16 protein-coding genes and 1 tRNA gene are annotated in these 14,210 nt (G+C 69.6%); 2 read left to right on the forward strand and 15 right to left on the reverse strand.

The window, feature by feature from the left end:
• The coding region (locus tag BFN01_RS06840) for a PEP/pyruvate-binding domain-containing protein (protein ID WP_305728268.1) at positions 1 to 910 on the reverse strand (910 nt) is incomplete at its 3' end.
• A gap of 25 nt (positions 911 to 935) precedes the next feature.
• Positions 936 to 1,778 carry a pyruvate, water dikinase regulatory protein gene (locus tag BFN01_RS06845; RefSeq protein ID WP_071642942.1) on the reverse strand — a complete coding sequence of 281 codons (843 nt, stop codon included), beginning with the start codon at positions 1,776 to 1,778 and terminating at the stop codon, positions 936 to 938.
• Between the two features lie 131 nt (positions 1,779 to 1,909).
• On the opposite strand from BFN01_RS06845, the gene BFN01_RS06850 reads away from it, so the two are divergent.
• On the forward strand, positions 1,910 to 2,104 hold the full coding sequence (locus tag BFN01_RS06850) for a hypothetical protein (protein ID WP_071642944.1): 195 nt from the start codon (positions 1,910 to 1,912) through the stop codon (positions 2,102 to 2,104).
• 27 nt (positions 2,105 to 2,131) lie between these two features.
• On the opposite strand, the gene murQ is transcribed toward BFN01_RS06850, so the two are convergent.
• The 7 genes from murQ to BFN01_RS06885 form a co-directional block, all read right to left on the reverse strand.
• The gene (gene murQ / locus BFN01_RS06855; RefSeq protein ID WP_071642946.1) at positions 2,132 to 3,067 is read right to left on the reverse strand and encodes an N-acetylmuramic acid 6-phosphate etherase; all 936 of its coding nucleotides are present in this window, start codon (positions 3,065 to 3,067) and stop codon (positions 2,132 to 2,134) included.
• The gene (locus tag BFN01_RS06860; protein ID WP_071642948.1) at positions 3,057 to 3,956 is read right to left on the reverse strand and encodes an N-acetylglucosamine kinase; all 900 of its coding nucleotides are present in this window, start codon (positions 3,954 to 3,956) and stop codon (positions 3,057 to 3,059) included. The genes murQ and BFN01_RS06860 overlap by 11 nt, the downstream gene beginning before the upstream one ends.
• A gap of 371 nt (positions 3,957 to 4,327) precedes the next feature.
• The gene (locus BFN01_RS06865) at positions 4,328 to 5,044 is read right to left on the reverse strand and encodes a hypothetical protein (protein WP_071642950.1); all 717 of its coding nucleotides are present in this window, start codon (positions 5,042 to 5,044) and stop codon (positions 4,328 to 4,330) included.
• A gap of 2 nt (positions 5,045 to 5,046) precedes the next feature.
• Positions 5,047 to 5,220: a hypothetical protein gene (locus BFN01_RS15470; protein ID WP_177243825.1), complete on the reverse strand. Its 174-nt coding sequence runs from the start codon at positions 5,218 to 5,220 to the stop codon at positions 5,047 to 5,049.
• A gap of 172 nt (positions 5,221 to 5,392) precedes the next feature.
• Complete coding sequence (locus BFN01_RS06870) at positions 5,393 to 5,899, reverse strand: helix-turn-helix domain-containing protein (RefSeq protein WP_177243826.1); 507 nt, start codon at positions 5,897 to 5,899, stop codon at positions 5,393 to 5,395.
• Positions 5,900 to 5,911: 12 nt separating this feature from the next.
• A complete protein-coding gene (locus BFN01_RS06875; protein WP_143187189.1) occupies positions 5,912 to 6,730 on the reverse strand; it encodes a TrmB family transcriptional regulator in 819 nt (272 codons plus the stop codon).
• A 441-nt stretch (positions 6,731 to 7,171) separates the two neighbouring features.
• A complete protein-coding gene (locus tag BFN01_RS06885) occupies positions 7,172 to 7,399 on the reverse strand; it encodes a helix-turn-helix domain-containing protein (protein WP_071642960.1) in 228 nt (75 codons plus the stop codon).
• Between the two features lie 306 nt (positions 7,400 to 7,705).
• Here BFN01_RS06885 and xerC point away from each other — a divergent pair, with 306 nt between their 5' ends.
• On the forward strand, positions 7,706 to 8,794 hold the full coding sequence (xerC, locus tag BFN01_RS06890; RefSeq protein WP_177243827.1) for a tyrosine recombinase XerC: 1,089 nt from the start codon (positions 7,706 to 7,708) through the stop codon (positions 8,792 to 8,794).
• A gap of 4 nt (positions 8,795 to 8,798) precedes the next feature.
• Here xerC and BFN01_RS06895 read toward each other — a convergent pair whose 3' ends face one another.
• The 6 genes from BFN01_RS06895 to BFN01_RS06915 all read right to left on the reverse strand — a co-directional run bounded on the left by BFN01_RS06895 (position 8,799) and on the right by BFN01_RS06915 (position 14,106).
• The gene (locus BFN01_RS06895; RefSeq protein WP_071642964.1) at positions 8,799 to 9,728 is read right to left on the reverse strand and encodes an ATP-dependent Clp protease proteolytic subunit; all 930 of its coding nucleotides are present in this window, start codon (positions 9,726 to 9,728) and stop codon (positions 8,799 to 8,801) included.
• Positions 9,728 to 9,898 carry a hypothetical protein gene (locus tag BFN01_RS15475; RefSeq protein WP_177243828.1) on the reverse strand — a complete coding sequence of 57 codons (171 nt, stop codon included), beginning with the start codon at positions 9,896 to 9,898 and terminating at the stop codon, positions 9,728 to 9,730. The genes BFN01_RS06895 and BFN01_RS15475 overlap by 1 nt, the downstream gene beginning before the upstream one ends.
• A gap of 206 nt (positions 9,899 to 10,104) precedes the next feature.
• Positions 10,105 to 10,178, reverse strand: a tRNA-Gly gene (locus BFN01_RS06900).
• Positions 10,179 to 10,275: 97 nt separating this feature from the next.
• Complete coding sequence (locus tag BFN01_RS06905; protein ID WP_071642966.1) at positions 10,276 to 11,505, reverse strand: HAMP domain-containing sensor histidine kinase; 1,230 nt, start codon at positions 11,503 to 11,505, stop codon at positions 10,276 to 10,278.
• A complete protein-coding gene (locus BFN01_RS06910) occupies positions 11,498 to 12,211 on the reverse strand; it encodes a response regulator transcription factor (protein WP_256221059.1) in 714 nt (237 codons plus the stop codon). The genes BFN01_RS06905 and BFN01_RS06910 overlap by 8 nt, the downstream gene beginning before the upstream one ends.
• Positions 12,212 to 12,267: 56 nt before the next feature.
• The gene (locus BFN01_RS06915) at positions 12,268 to 14,106 is read right to left on the reverse strand and encodes an Ig-like domain-containing protein (protein ID WP_083428688.1); all 1,839 of its coding nucleotides are present in this window, start codon (positions 14,104 to 14,106) and stop codon (positions 12,268 to 12,270) included.
• Positions 14,107 to 14,210: the final 104 nt, after the last annotated feature.

Genomic DNA, 14,210 nt, shown 5'->3' on the forward strand with positions numbered 1-14,210 from the left:
GCGCGTGCTGCGCGAGTTCGGTGAGCTCGGCGTCGGTGATCGACAGCAGGGGGCGGTCCTCGGCCGGAACGTCGACGAAGGCGGTGCTGGCGCCGACCTCCGTGCTGTCGGTGTAGCGCATGGCGATCGCCTTCTCGCCCACCGAGCGCTTGAGGATCGCCGGACGACCGGCACGCAGCGCCGGTTTCGACACGTAGAACTCGTCGGGATTCACCGCGCCCTGCACGACGGCCTCGCCGAGTCCGTACGAGCTGGTGACGAACACCGCCTGATCGAAGCCCGACTCCGTGTCGACGGTGAACATCACACCCGACGAGGCGACGTCCGAGCGCACCATCCGCTGAACGCCCGCCGACAGGGCGACGTCGTCGTGATCGAAGCCGTGGTGCACGCGGTAGGCGATCGCCCGGTCGTTGTACAGCGAGGCGTACACGGCGCGGATTGCGGTGAGGACGTTCTCGACGCCGCCCACGTTGAGGAACGTCTCCTGCTGGCCGGCGAACGAGGCATCCGGAAGATCCTCGGCCGTGGCGGACGAGCGGACCGCCCACGTGACGCCGTCGGGATCGGCATCCGTCGCCACGAGCCGGTCGTACGCGTCGCGGATGTCGCGCTCGAGGTCGGCCGGCAGAGGGTGTTCGATGATCCAGGTGCGGATCTCGGTGCCGACCAGGGCGAGCCGCGTGACGTCGTCGGTGTCAAGGCCCGCGATCGCGTCGCGGATGCGCTCGCGCAGCCCGTCGTGCGCGAGGAAGCGCCGATAGGCATCCGCAGTCGTCGCGAAGCCGCCCGGCACGCGCACGCCCAGATCGGCGAGATTCGACATCATCTCCCCGAGCGAGGCGTTCTTGCCGCCCACCTGGGGGAGGTCGGTCATTCCGATCTGATCGAACCAGAGGATGTTGGTCACGAGGAGCTCTTTCGTCTGAGGGTGGTCAGCGGCGAAGGCCGAGGGAGTGCAGGATCACGGCGGACATCTCCTCGACGCTCTTCGTCGAGGAGTTGAGGAACGGGATGGCGTTGCGGGCGTACAGCCTCTCGGCACGACGCAGCTCGGTGGTGCACTGCGCGAGGCTCGAGTAGCGCGAATCGGGGCGGCGCTCGTGCCGAACCTGGCTGAGGCGCAGCGGCGTCGTGGTGAGGCCGAAGCAGCGAGCCGCGTACGGCCTGATCAGCGGTGGCAGCTCGTCGGTGGGGAAGTCGTCGTCGGTGAGCGGGTAGTTGGCGACCAGCAGGCCGTACTGCAGGGCGAGGTACATGGTGGTCGGCGTCTTGCCGCAGCGGCTCGGGGCGACGATGATCACGTCGGCGAGGTCGAGGGCGCGACTGCTCTGACCGTCATCGTGCTCGATCGCGTACTCGACGGCCCGCATGCGGGCGAAGTACTCGGTCGCGTCTCCCAGGGTGTGGAACTGACCGAGCTGCTCGGAAGGCGGGGTGCCGAGAGCCTCGGCGAGTTCGCTGAGATGGCCGCTCAGCAGATCGATGTGCGTCGCGGGTGCGGAGGTGAGCACGGTGCGGACGGCGGGATTCTTCGCCGTGGTGAACACCAGGGGCTCGAGTCCGTTGGCCGCGTCCTGCGCGATCTGACCGGCGACCGTCGTGGCTGTGTCCACGGCGTCGACGAACGGCACCGTGTGCTTCACGAACACCAGACCGGGAAAGTTCGCCAGCAGGGCGTTGCCGAGGGTCTCGGCGGTGATGCCCGTGCTGTCCGACACGAAATAGGCGGCGCGCACCGTGCGCGTCGTCGTGTCGGAGGAGGTCGTCTCGGCCATGAGGCGACTCTAAGTGCAGGAACAGGCGAACCTTCGACCGATCCGATGTTGAAGATCGCCTGAATTTAACGCTGCCGCAAGAGTGCAGCTCTGCCCTCGGATTCGGCCGAGGCGGTCGGTAGAGTGCGCTCATGAGCGAGCAGAACGCAGATGACCTGAGCGGCCTCGACGAGGCGCTGATCGAGCGGCTGCACGACGGCACCGCGACCCGAGCCGACGAGATCGTCAAGCTTCAGCACCTGCGTCGCCTCGCACTGGAGCGGAACGATGCGGATCGCCTCGAGGAACTCGAGATGCGGCTGAGCGTGCTGCGCGTCGGCGAATAGCGCGCGGCCGGTCGCTCGGCTGATTGCTCAGCTGAGCGCGGTGATGGCGTCGCGCAGGATGCCGTCGGTGCGCCGCAGCGCGTCCGCCGCAGCGTCCGCCGCAGCGCCCGTCATCAGCATGAGCAGCGCCAGCTTCACCGAGCCGTCGGCCGCGTCGAGCGCGGCCACGGCCTCGTCGATGTCGACCCCGGCGAGGCGCGAGACCGTGCTGATCGATCGGGCACGCAGCTTCTCGTTCGTCGCGACGAGGTCGACCATGACACCTCGGTAGGTCTTGCCCAGCTTGATCATCGAGAGGGTGCTGAGCATGTTGACGACGAGCTTCTGCGCCGTGCCCGCCTTCAGGCGAGTGGATCCCGAGATGAACTCCGGTCCGGTGACGACCTCGATCGCGATCTCGGCCGCGGCGCCGATCGCCGAGCCCGCGTTCGAGGCGACCGCCACGGTGAGCGCCCCGGCGGCTCGTGCGAAGGTGAGGCCCCCGACGACATACGGTGTGCGACCGGATGCCGATATGCCCACGACGGTGTCATCCGCCGAGAGCTCGAGCTGTCGCAGCGACTCCTCCGCGGCCCGATCGTCGTCCTCCGCGTTCTCCACCGCCGAGCGGATGGCAGACTCGCCGCCCGCGATCAGTCCGACGACCATCGACGGGTCGGTGCCGAAGGTCGGCGGGCATTCGCTGGCGTCGAGCACGCCGATGCGCCCCGCGGTTCCCGCGCCGATGTAGATGAGTCGTCCGCCTCGCCGGAAGCGATCGACGATGCCGTCGACGGCTGCGGCGATCTCGGTAGTCTTCGCGGCGACCGCCTCGGGCACCCGCCGATCCTCGGCGTTCATGCTGCGCACCAGCTCTTCGGTGCCGAGCATGTCGAGGTCGCCGCGTTCGGGCGTCGAGGCCTCGGTGTCGAGGCTCGAGAGCACTCCGAGCAGGGCGGAGAGGGAGCTGTCGTCAGTCGGCACGGTGCACGAACCTTTCGTGGGGGAGGTCGCGGCGGGTCATCATGAGCTGAGCGCCGGTCAGGGCATCCCCGACGGTCGGGGCGACGCGTCGCCCGCCGTTCGAGAGGGAGTCTTCGAGTCTCGCGCGGAACCAGAGGTGCTCGGTGAGCCCGCCGTGCAGCGCCACCTCGCGCGCCGAGGCGGAGGCGGCGAGGGCGGATGCCGTGAGCAGCCGGACGGCTTCGGTCGCGATCTCGAGGGCGACGGAGTCACCGTGCTCGGCGCAGTCGAGCACCAGCGGCGCCACGGTGCCGAGCGCTCGCGCGAGCGGCTGCTGAGTGAGCGTCCACGACAGCGCATCGGGGGCGGGGGAGATGTGGGCGGCGACGGCCTGCTGCAGGGTGGTCGCAGGTCCCAGTCCGACAGCGGCGCGCTGCACCGCGCGGACCGCTTCCCGCCCGAGCCACGAACCGCTGCCGAAGTCGCCGATGTCGGGCCCCCACCCGTCGACGAGGCGGACGCCGTCGGCGTCGACGCCGAGCGCGACGGCTCCGGTGCCCGCGAGCAGCAGCACGCCGGGAGCGCCGCCGAGGGCGCCGATGTGCGCCGTGACCACGTCGGACGCCACAGCGACGTTCGCGCCTGTCGCCGCGGCCAGTGTCTCGGCGAGCGCGAGTGCGGCGGTCGGGGCCGTCCACGCGCCGGCCGCACCGACACCGAGGGCGCGCGGCATCGGCCCGGGTTCGAGCAGTGCGAGGATCGCGGCAGCGGCCGACTCGACTCCGCCCGGAGCGGCGAGGCCCGGGGTTCCGTCACCGGTGCGAGTGACCTGGTGAGAATCGCCGCTGATCAGAAGACGGCATCGGGTCTTGCCCAGGTCGATCGCTGCGATCGTGCCCGCAGTGCTCATCTCTCCCCTTAGCCGATGGCTCATTCAGGAAGACTCTACAGATGGAGGGGCTGACGGGAATCGAACCCGCGCTGTCTGCTTGGGAAGCAGGTTGCACGGTACTTGCCTCCCGCGGAACGGCGGGTTATCCGGTGTCATCCCTCCAGCCCCGTATAGCCGTCTACTGGCACGGATAGCCCCCTAATGGCACGAATCTGGCACGGTCGCAGGCCCTGGGGATCGGACCCACGGCCAGCGCTGGCAGGGGTAACGGGGTGTGGATGACAGGGCGGCCGGAGCACTCCGACATGGGGTTGCGTTTGGTGCCTGGAGGGCACGAAGAAGGGGCGGCCCGGTTCCACCACCCGGACCGCCCCAGTCTGTGGGGTGGGCTACGCCTCGGAGGGCGTCAGGCCCTCCAGCAGGAGCGGGATGCCGCCCTGGGAGCCGGGCATGTCGATGTGCACCCGGTCACCGTCCATGAGTAGCCGGTAGGCGTCCGGGTCCGCGCGGTGCAGGAGAGACAGCGATTCCTGGGTGGCCTCCCCGTGGTCCGCGAGGTCCGAGAGGACGGCACGCCATGCCGCTGGCTCCGCGGCCGCACGCTCCTCCTCAGCGACCGTGAGGGCCGCCGGGTCCACCTGGGTGAGACGGTCCCAGATCAGGCCCTCATAGGCGGCGAGGAGCCGGTCCCGGTCATCATGCACCAGCAGGTGCGGCATGACCTCCAGGTCGTCCAGGATGGCGGCCAGGCGGGTGCGATCCGCGTTCGCGATCACGTCCTGGAGGCGCATGCCCGGTTCACGCTCGAATCCCTGCGAGGGGTCCTGTCCGGCGTAGACGAGGGCGCGGACCTTCTCCCGCTCCCGGGTCAGGGTGGCGTGGTCGTACACTGTCTGCGGGCGGAGGGTGTCCAGCACGGGCGCGCGGTCCGGCGCGGTGGGCTCGGCGGGCATGGCGGCGCGGACGGTGGCACGGATGCTCTCCACGTCGGCACGCTGGCGGGCACGGAGGCCTTCGGGTGTCAAGTGCGGGTCCTGGAGGGTGGCGGTGGTCCCGAGTGCGCGGCGGGCCTGGACGTACACGGTGATGCGTTCGGTGGCGGTCATGGTCATGCTCCGTTCTTGTGGTGGTTCCCGCTATTGCGGGGGTTGATAGCCGCCTGGAGGCGGTTGGTTTCGATGCGGCGGGCGGCGGCCTCCGCGTGCACCGCGGCGACGTACTCGCGCACCGCGGCGGCGTGCCGTGGCGGCATGGTGTCAAGCGCGGCCTGGTAGGCGGGCATGCCGTCGCGCTGACGGTCCCGCGCCGTGCTCAGGGGCGTGTGGGGGGCGCGGCGTAGACCATGGCTCAGCGCTCCTCACGGGTCGCGGGCGCCCGGTGGTGGCCGGACGGAGTGCCGAGGCACTGACGGGGCGCTGGCGGCCGCTGACCAGCACGTGTGCTCTCCGCGGCGGTCACGGCTGGCCGTCCAGCCCGAACACCAGGCGGTCGAGGAGGCTCCCGACCTGCTCGAACCCGCCCGGCTTGGCGTCGTCCAGGCCCAGGTAGCGGGCCCGGCGCTCCATGATCTTCAGCACGCGGTCTACCGCGTAGCCGTCTCCTGCGAGGGCCAGGCGCATTTGCGGCACCAGGATGGCGTCCAGGCGTGCCAGTTCGATGGCGCGGATGGCCTGCGCCTCCTCCTCGGGGATGCGCTGGACCTCCTCCCGAATCCACCGCTGGACCGTCTTGGGGTGCACGTCCATCCGCTGGGCGATGGTGGTCATGTCCACGCCCGTGCGGTGGAGCACGAACGCCTCAGCGCGGCGGGTGAGCCGGTCCAGGCGCTTCGCCCGGCGGCGCGGTCGCGGAGCATCCCCGAGGGCGTACTCGGCCGGGTCCATGTCCGCGGGCAGGGCGGGCACTGCGGCGGCGGGCAGAGCGGCCACGGCCGTGTGCTCGATAGGTGTGCAGGTGGACATCGTGTGCTCCATTCAGATCAGGTCTTGCGGGGCCATGGCGGCATCCGCCCAGCGCTGGCCCTCGGCGCTGAGCGCGTCGTAGTCGTCATCCCCGGCCCACGGGCCGGCGTACCCGCCCCCACGATCCATGTCGCGTTGGTAGAGGGCGACGAGGGCGGTGGCGTCTCGGGAGGTCAGGCGTGCCCAGCCGTCCACCCGGTCCGTCCCGGGGATGCCGAGGCCGCTGAGGATGTGGAGGTCCTGAAGGAGCGTCACCTGTGCAGGAGTGGGGGCGTCGAGGTATCCGGCATCCGGTGTTCGATCCGCGCGGACGCCCAGCGCACGCTGGGCCACTGCTACTTGAGTTGTGTCTACTTCTGTGTCTACTTCGCTACCGGATTCCGGTAGTCCGGACACCCGCGTGCTGGGAGCCTGGGGCCGGGAGTTGGGAGCCTGAGCGCTCGCCGCATCGCCAGACTCCCAGGAGGCGGGAGTCTGGGAGCGGCGGGTGCGGGCCCGGCGCTCGGACTTCGACAGCGGCCGGTCCGGCACGGGCGGCAGGTCCGGGCGGTCCACCAGGCGGTAGACGGTCGCGTGGTTCTGCCGTCCCGGCTCCACGACCTCCACCAGGCCCCAGCCCAGGAGGCGCTTCACGGCGGCCGCCGCGGTCGTCTCGCTCATCCCTGCCTCCCACGCGATGAGCGGATAGGGCGGCCGGGTGAGGCCCTGTGCGTTGGATCGGCTGACCAGCACCACGTAAGCGGCGAGGTCCGCGGGGCTCATGCCGAGGGCGGGTCGCGCGTGGCGGGTCACCCAGTCCGGCACGCGGGCGAATCCGTCAGCGCGGCTCACGGAGCGCTCACCGCCCCGTCAGCGACCTCAGACGCGCCAGCCTGGGCGGCGGGCCCTGCGGCGCGCCCCGCGGCCGTCCTGGCGCGCTCAGCATCCCGGCGGCATCCGCGGCACTTGCCACCGCTCCGGCCATAGGCCAGCCTGGAATGTCCCCGAGGACAGAAATCCCAGGAGCCGCCGTGGTCGCGGAGGTTGTTGCACGAGGAGCACAGCGGGGCGTAGTCCGTGAAGATGCGGATGCTCCAGCGCACGGTGCGGCCATGGTCGGGGTGCGGGCCGATGTGGGTGGGGTGCCCGATGAGGCCCCAACCATCCGCTAGGCGGCGGCACCCCGGCGCGGCGCACGGCTTGCCGACCGCGGAGCCACGAAGCCGCTTCAACGTCCGGTGCGCTCCGGCGTAGGTCCTGGCCGTGGCGTGCTCGTCCCCGTGGAGCGGCATCTCAGGCCTCGCCGTCAATGAAGGCCAGGAACGCGGCGGTGCTGATACGGACGGCACGGCCGAATCGCTGGGCGGGGACTGCGCCCGCGGCGATCAACTGGTACACGCGGCTGGGGGCGCGATCCAGGATGACGGCGGCCTCCCGGACGCTGAGGAACGCGGGCGGGTTCTCGCGGACGGCCGCCAGGGCGGCGCTGGGCGTGATGGTGGGTGCGGCGGTGGTGGGCATAGGTGCCTCCGGGAACGAGATTTCGGCTCATGTCGTTCCACCGGGCTCCACCCGTATGGGGCGCTGGATGCGCCGCGCGGGCTCCACCCGTCGCTGTGCAGGACGCTACCAGGCTGTAAAGTGGATTGCAAACAGGGAATGACCCTCTGAACAGGGGTTTTGGTTACAGACTGTAACCACCTGGACCGGACGGAGAGAGTCATGGCAGAGCGGCGACAGAAGGCGAACCGACAGGCATTCGGGAGCGTCCGGCAACTCCCCTCCGGTCGGTGGCAAGGCCGCTACCCAGACCCCGCCGGGAGGGCCATGACCGCGCCGACCACGTTCCCCACGAAGCGGGAGGCGCTGGACCACATCGCCGGAGTTCGCGCGGACCGCATGCGCGGCACCTACCGGGACCACCGCGCCGGACTCCAGCCCTTTGGCCCCTACGCCGCGGAATGGGTGGCCAACGGTGGCACCCGCGGACGCCTCGCGGCCAAGACCCAGGCGCTCTACGAGGACCTTCTCGCCGGGCCCCTCGCCGGGCTCCACGACCGCGCCCTCTCCGCCATCACGCCCGCGGACGTGCGTGCCTGGTACACCCGGACTCGGAAGACGCTCCAGAAGGCCGTCAAGAACCGGCCCGGGGCCACCGGAGAAGCCCGCCTCCGCCAGGCGTACAGCCTCCTCCGCACGATCCTCAACGCCGCGGTGAAGGACCGGCTCATCAGCGAGAACCCCTGCCAGATCGAGGGAGCCGGGCAAGTCAATGACCCGGAGCGCCCGTACCTCTCCCCGGAGAACCTGGCTGACATCGTCACCGCCATGCCGGAGAAGTGGCACCTGCCGATCCGGGTGGCGTTCGGCGCACACCTTCGAATCGGGGAGTTGGAAGCGCTCCAGCGGGGCGACTACGTGAACGGCGCCCTACGGGTTGAGCGCCAGCGCATCTACGTCCGTGGTCAGGGCACCATCACCCCCACGAAGACGGGCGAGGCTCGCACGGTGGTGCTCCCACCGAGTATCGCCGCGGAGGTTGAGGCGCATCTGGCCAGCACCACCGGATTCCCGAAGTCACCCATGTTCCCCCGGCGGGACGGGGAAGGCATTACCGGAAACGCCCTCAGCCATGCCTGGCGGAAAGCGGCCCGCGGCATCGGGCTAGGTCAATTCCACGTGCATGACCTCCGTCACGCCGGGCTCACCCTGGCCGCCCAGGCCGGTGGCACGACGCGCGAACTCATGGCACGTGCTGGTCATCGCACCGCGCGTGCGGCGCTCATCTATCAGCACGCGGCGGAGGAGCGGAACGCGGTACTCGCGGGAGCGATGGATGCTCTTGTCGGGTCGGTCATACGCACGCACGCCCCGAGACTAGAAGCCGTTCTCCGACTGGAGATGCCTGGGACATAGGTCCCTATGCGGTTCCGCCCCAGTTCTTGAGCCATTGATTTCCCGTTGTGCCCCAGATCATCTTGGTGAAGTTCGTCTGCTCGAACCAGATCGTCATCAGGTGGTAGACGGTTAGTACGGCCTCTTGGAGGTCCTGGTTCGTTTCGAGTTCCTCGATCACCAGGCCTTGCGCGGCCGCTTCGTCCCGCCCGATCCGCCGACCGTGCGATTTATGGTGAGAGTTGTCAGCGAAATACTTGGCGATCTCCGCCGCCCTCGTTGACGCGTCGGCATCACCTGCCAGCATGTAGTTCTCTAGCCAGTTCGCGACCATCTTCTCTGAGTAAGCCAGCGCGTTGCTGGACTCCTTCAGCAAGCCGGGCCCCAGACTGGCCAGGATGGGAGCCCAGGCGTGGGCGAAAATGGGGTCGCGTGCAATGTCTGCCTTGGCCGCGTCGAACTGGTCAACGATGGTCTGGGCGGAGTAACTGCGGCCCGCAACAGTCGGGATCTGCGGGTCGATCGGCCCCAACTGGCTGTGATGTGCCATGACGATTCGATCCGCGGCCATCGAGATCATGGTTCCAGCCGACATGGCGAAGGTCGGAACGATCACCTCGATTGACGGGAACTTCGCGTGGAGGTAGTCAACGAGTGACTCTGTGGCGTTGGTCACGCCGCCGGGCGTGTGAAGGATGAGAGTGAGGCCCTTCTCAAACTCCATCCCCTTGATTACCGCCATAAGGCCGTTGAGGTCCTCGTGGGTAATACTCACGAACGACGCAGGAACGTCCTGCTTCTGCAAGAACGCTGAACCATAGATGATTACGTTCTTGTCTTTGCGGAGTGCCGATACCTTTCCGAGCCACGTAGCGAACTGGTTAGTGATCCACAGCCCCCTCTGCTCCGGTGAGACGGCCTCGAACTCCGAGAGCAGTTGGTTCCAGACGGGCATCAGGCGGCTGTGAAGTTCACCGAGCCGGACGTCGGCTTCGGTGCGAAGTACTCGGGAAGCGCACTCGGATAGGTGGATTCGATCACGCCGAGAGCGAGGTTGCGGTACGTCGCGTAGTCGGTGAGCGGAAGGGCGGGCACGTTGGGAAGCGTCGCTGGTTGGGTCGACATTGCGCACTCTTTCGTCGTGGGTGGTTTTCGCATCATAGCGCCGGAGACTATGGTGCGTCACCGTCTGCGGCTCGTATGTCGGGCTGGCGTGCACTGCTGATGAACTGAGCCCTAGTGGCACGTCTCTGGCACGGCAGGGGCTGGAGGCGTGACTTCACCGGGGATATTTAGCGCTAAAAACGTACGCTGACCTGGGAGTAACTATGTGGAGGGGCTGACGGGAATCGAACCCGCGCTATCTGCTTGGGAAGCAGAAGTTCTGCCATTGAACTACAGCCCCGCACGCCTTGCGGCGCGTCTGCCATCATAGCGGGCGTCTCGGGATGGCCGGACATCCGAGCGCCGGATCACCGGAGAACCCGCGGGCCATCCGCTCGCTACCCGCGGGCGGGCAGCATCAGCGAGAACGTCGTCGTGGAGGATCCGTCGAGCAGCAGATGCCCGCCCAGGCTCTCCGCGAGTTCGACCGAGAGGGCCAGGCCGATCCCCTCGCCGGCACTGTCGCTGCGCCGATGCGCTCGCCGCTGGAAGATCGAGTTGCCGCGCGGGCGTCTGCCCTCATCCCCGACCTGCACGGTGACGTACTCGGCTCGCCGCTCGGCGTCGATCGTGATGTCGCCGCGGCCGTGCCGGAGCGCGTTGTGCAGCAGCACGTCGATGATCTGCGACGCCGCAGCCGGGGCCTCGCCGAGGCCGTCGGGCATCCGCGCCACGCGGATGGCGCGCCCGGCGGCATCCGCCTGTGCCTGCCAGCGCGCGGCCGACTCGTGCAGCGACTCAGCGAGCGGCTCGAAGGTGGTCGCTCCGGGCGTGTCGCCCCGGGCGAGCGCGAGAAGCTGCGCGATGGCATCCGACAGTCGGTCGATCTCACGCACCGCGTGGTCGAGCTGATCGCGCACGACGGGCGGAGTCTCGGGCCACAGCGACAGATCCTCGAGCTCGAGGCGCAGCGCGGTGATCGGGGTGCGCAGCTGATGCGAGGCGTTCGAGGCGAACTCGTGCTCGCGGCGCAGCCGGTCTTCGAGGGCCTGCGCGCTCTCGCGCAGAGCGGCGTCGATCGCGCGCGCCTCCGGCACGCCGAGGCTCTGCTTCGGCGGCCGCAGGTTTCCTCTGCCGATCTCGCGCACGGTGTCGAGCAGCCGCAGGAACGGTCGCGACAGCGAACGGGCGAGCTGGATCGCGGCGACGGTCGCGACGATCAGCAGGCCCACGCCGATCATGATGACCGGTGTCACGGCCTTCGAGACGCGTTCGTTCACGATCTCGCCTGACCGCGTGAAGGTGACCGTGCCGCCGCCGCGAACAACGGATGTGCCGGTGATGTCGTCGGGTTCGGCGTCGGCGCCGGTGGTCACGGTGGTGCCGTCGGGAGCGGTGTACGCCACCCTCTCCCCGTAGATGATCATTCCGGCCAGCAGCTTCTCGTCGACGGCGGCGGCGTCGCCTCCGGCGTCGATCACGGTGCCCACCATGCTCGCCATGCGCTTCGCGTACTGCTGCTCGGAGGCGTGCACGAGGTCGGCGACCATCAGCACCCGCGGCACGCCGTACAGCGCGATGATGGCGACGGCGAGAGTGAGGAAGGCGACGATGAGTCGTCTATGCATCGAGCGCGCCCTCGTCGAGGCGGAAGCCCACGCCGCGCAGGGTGGTGATGCGCACGTCGGCGCCCGACGCGTCCAGCTTCTGGCGCAGGCGGGCGACGGTGACGTCGAGGGTCTTGGTGGAGCCGAACCAGTTCGCGTCCCACACCTCGTCCATCAGCCGCTCGCGCGTCACCACGGTGCCGCGCTGCATGTCGAGCTGGGCCAGCAGATCGAACTCCTTGGTGCTCAACGGCAGCTCGCGGTCGCCGGCGAGCGCCCGACGGGCGGCGACGTCGATGACGAGTGCGGCGGGAGAGGCGGATGCCGCGGCCGCGCGCTCCGCGGAGGGCGGCGCCGCAGCGGCAGGGCTGCGTCGCAGCAGGGCGCGCAGCCGCGCCAGCAGCTCGGCCAGAGCGAAGGGCTTGGCGATGTAGTCGTCGGCACCGACGTCGAGGCCGACGACGCGGTCGAGTTCGCCGTCGCGCGCGGTGAGGATGACGATCCCGCCCGCGAAGTCCTGCTCGCGCAGTCGGCGGCACACGTCGAGCCCGTCCATGTCGGGCAGGCCCAGGTCGAGCACGACCAGATCGATGTCTGCTCCCGCACGGGCGAGCGCGGATGCGCCGTCGGCGACGCGCTCGACGTCGTACCCCTCGCGGTCGAGGGTGCGCAGCAGCGGCACCGCGATGCCGTCATCGTCTTCCACCACGAGGATGTGTCGTCCCACATGCTCGAGGCTATCAACGTCATCGAGAGGCTCTTCAGGACGGTCGGGCGTTGTCATCAGAAGTCCTTGTCGAGAGGGCCGCTCTCGGTGACCGGGGTCGCCGCGCAGCGCTGGCCGACGAGGTCGGTCGCGTTGGCGGAGGGGGTCCAGATCATCGCGGCGGTCGTGGTGACCGTCCGCACCGAGCCCGAGGTCAGGCCGCCGAGGGCGACGCGGACGACGGTGGAGGGCACGCCGTTGATGGTCTCGGTGGTGGCGGTCATGGTGGCCGAGAACTGTGCCGTCGTCCACAGGCCGACGTGGTTGCCGCGCAGGTTGACAGAGCCGAGGTTGGTGTTCGGCACGTCGAACAGGTCGTTGGACCCACTCGTGATGCCTCCGTCGCGCACCCGGGCTGTGATGGCGCGGGCCGAGCCGTCCCATCCACTCGCGATGCTCGCCGGGTTGACGCGTCCGCTGTAGGTGAGCACCAGCATGTCGCCGGCGTCGATCACCCCGGCCTTGCCGCCGTTCACGGCCTGCACGTCGGCGCCGCGCAGCGGCGCGTTGTCGACGCGTCGGGCGGCGAGCACGGCCGAGGTGGTCTGCTTGCCGTGGCTGTCGGTGAGCACGGCGCGCAGGTCGTACGAGCCGTCCGCGACGGTCTTGGTGTCCCACGCGCAGCCGTAGGGCGCCGCGGCGAGGGTGCACACGGGCGACCACTTGCCGCTGCCCGCGGGGGAGTACTGGATCGCGACCGACGAGATTCCGGCCGAGGCGTTCGCGGTGGCCGTCAGCTGCACGGTCCCGGTGAGGAACGCGCCCGGGTCGTCGAGCGAGATCGACGAGACGGTGTTGTCGACCAGGCGGCCGGTGATCGTGGCCGCCGTGGTGCTGTTGCCGGCCAGGTCGGTCGCGATGGCGCGGAACGAGTAGCGGCCGTACGGCAGCGGCACGGTGTTGAAGCGGCACGACCACGGCTCATCGACGATGGTGCAGGCGGTCGTCCACGCGCCACCCGCACTCGGCTGGTACTGGATGGCGACGGATGCCACACCGGAGTGCGCATCGGCCGGCGTCGCGGCGAGGGTGACCGTGCCGGTGAGCACGCTGCCCGGGTCGGTCATGGTGGCGGTGGGTGCGACGTTGTCGATCGTGACGGACGAGAGTTCCGAGATCATGACCACGGTCGGACGAGCCGTCGGCCACGCCACGACCCGCACGTCGTAGTCGCCGCTGGCCAGTGACGTCGTCGCCCAGTTCACGGTGCAGGACGCGGAGCCGGCGATGCTCGCGCAGCCGGCGACGCTCTTCCAGCTGTTCGCGTCGGCGACCGAGTACTCGAAGCGCACCCCGTAGGTTGCCCGCGGATCGGCATCCGTCAGCGTCGCGGTCAGCGGTGTCGTGCCGCGCACCGCCTCGTCGAGGTCGGCGAGCACCACGGTGAAGGCGTTCGCGACGGTGACACGCACCGGCGCCGAGGTGGTGGCGTACCCCGCCTTGTCGGTGGCGATGGCGCGCACGTCGTACGCGCCATCGGCTGCGGAAAGCGTGTCCCAACTGCAGCGGTAGGGCGCGGATGCCGTGCTGCACAGCGTCGTCCAGCTCGCGGCGCCGACGCTCTGCCACTGCACCACGACACTCGCGATGCCGGTCTCGGCGTCGGCCGCGTCGGCGGCGATGGTCGCGGACCCCCGCAGCGGTGCACCGGGCGTGACGATGCCGACGGTGGGCGGGGTCCAGTCGACGGCGGCGGATGCCGTGTTCGTCGCGTTCGCGGACTGCGACATGAAGGCTGCGGAGGAGGTCTGCAGTCCGTTCAGGGCGAAGACGGCCAGCAGGAGGGCGGCCAGAGCGGCGAGCGCGACGTTGCGCAGCGCCGTGCCGGTCATCGGCGTGCCCTTCGTTCTGGTCATGCTTCGACGTTACGGAGCAGCCGGTTACAGCCCGGCAACAGCCGAGCCTCAGCAGGGACACGATCGGCGCCGGCGCGCCCCGCGGGGACGCAGAAGAGGCCGCG

This window comes from Microbacterium sp. AR7-10, assembly GCF_001878835.1.
GTDB lineage: Bacteria > Actinomycetota > Actinomycetes > Actinomycetales > Microbacteriaceae > Microbacterium > Microbacterium commune.

Coding starts and splice junctions, on each gene's coding strand:
- BFN01_RS06845 (WP_071642942.1), bottom strand. CDS start 1,778: ATGGCCGAGACGACCTCCTCCGACACGACGACGCGCACGGTGCGCGCC.
- BFN01_RS06915 (WP_083428688.1), bottom strand. CDS start 14,106: ATGACCAGAACGAAGGGCACGCCGATGACCGGCACGGCGCTGCGCAAC.
- BFN01_RS06850 (WP_071642944.1), top strand. CDS start 1,910: ATGAGCGAGCAGAACGCAGATGACCTGAGCGGCCTCGACGAGGCGCTG.
- BFN01_RS06905 (WP_071642966.1), bottom strand. CDS start 11,505: ATGCATAGACGACTCATCGTCGCCTTCCTCACTCTCGCCGTCGCCATC.
- BFN01_RS06865 (WP_071642950.1), bottom strand. CDS start 5,044: ATGACCGCCACCGAACGCATCACCGTGTACGTCCAGGCCCGCCGCGCA.
- BFN01_RS15470 (WP_177243825.1), bottom strand. CDS start 5,220: ATGCCCGCCTACCAGGCCGCGCTTGACACCATGCCGCCACGGCACGCC.
- xerC (WP_177243827.1), top strand. CDS start 7,706: ATGACCGCGCCGACCACGTTCCCCACGAAGCGGGAGGCGCTGGACCAC.
- BFN01_RS15475 (WP_177243828.1), bottom strand. CDS start 9,898: ATGTCGACCCAACCAGCGACGCTTCCCAACGTGCCCGCCCTTCCGCTC.
- BFN01_RS06870 (WP_177243826.1), bottom strand. CDS start 5,899: ATGTCCACCTGCACACCTATCGAGCACACGGCCGTGGCCGCTCTGCCC.
- BFN01_RS06885 (WP_071642960.1), bottom strand. CDS start 7,399: ATGCCCACCACCGCCGCACCCACCATCACGCCCAGCGCCGCCCTGGCG.
- BFN01_RS06895 (WP_071642964.1), bottom strand. CDS start 9,728: ATGCCCGTCTGGAACCAACTGCTCTCGGAGTTCGAGGCCGTCTCACCG.
- BFN01_RS06860 (WP_071642948.1), bottom strand. CDS start 3,956: ATGAGCACTGCGGGCACGATCGCAGCGATCGACCTGGGCAAGACCCGA.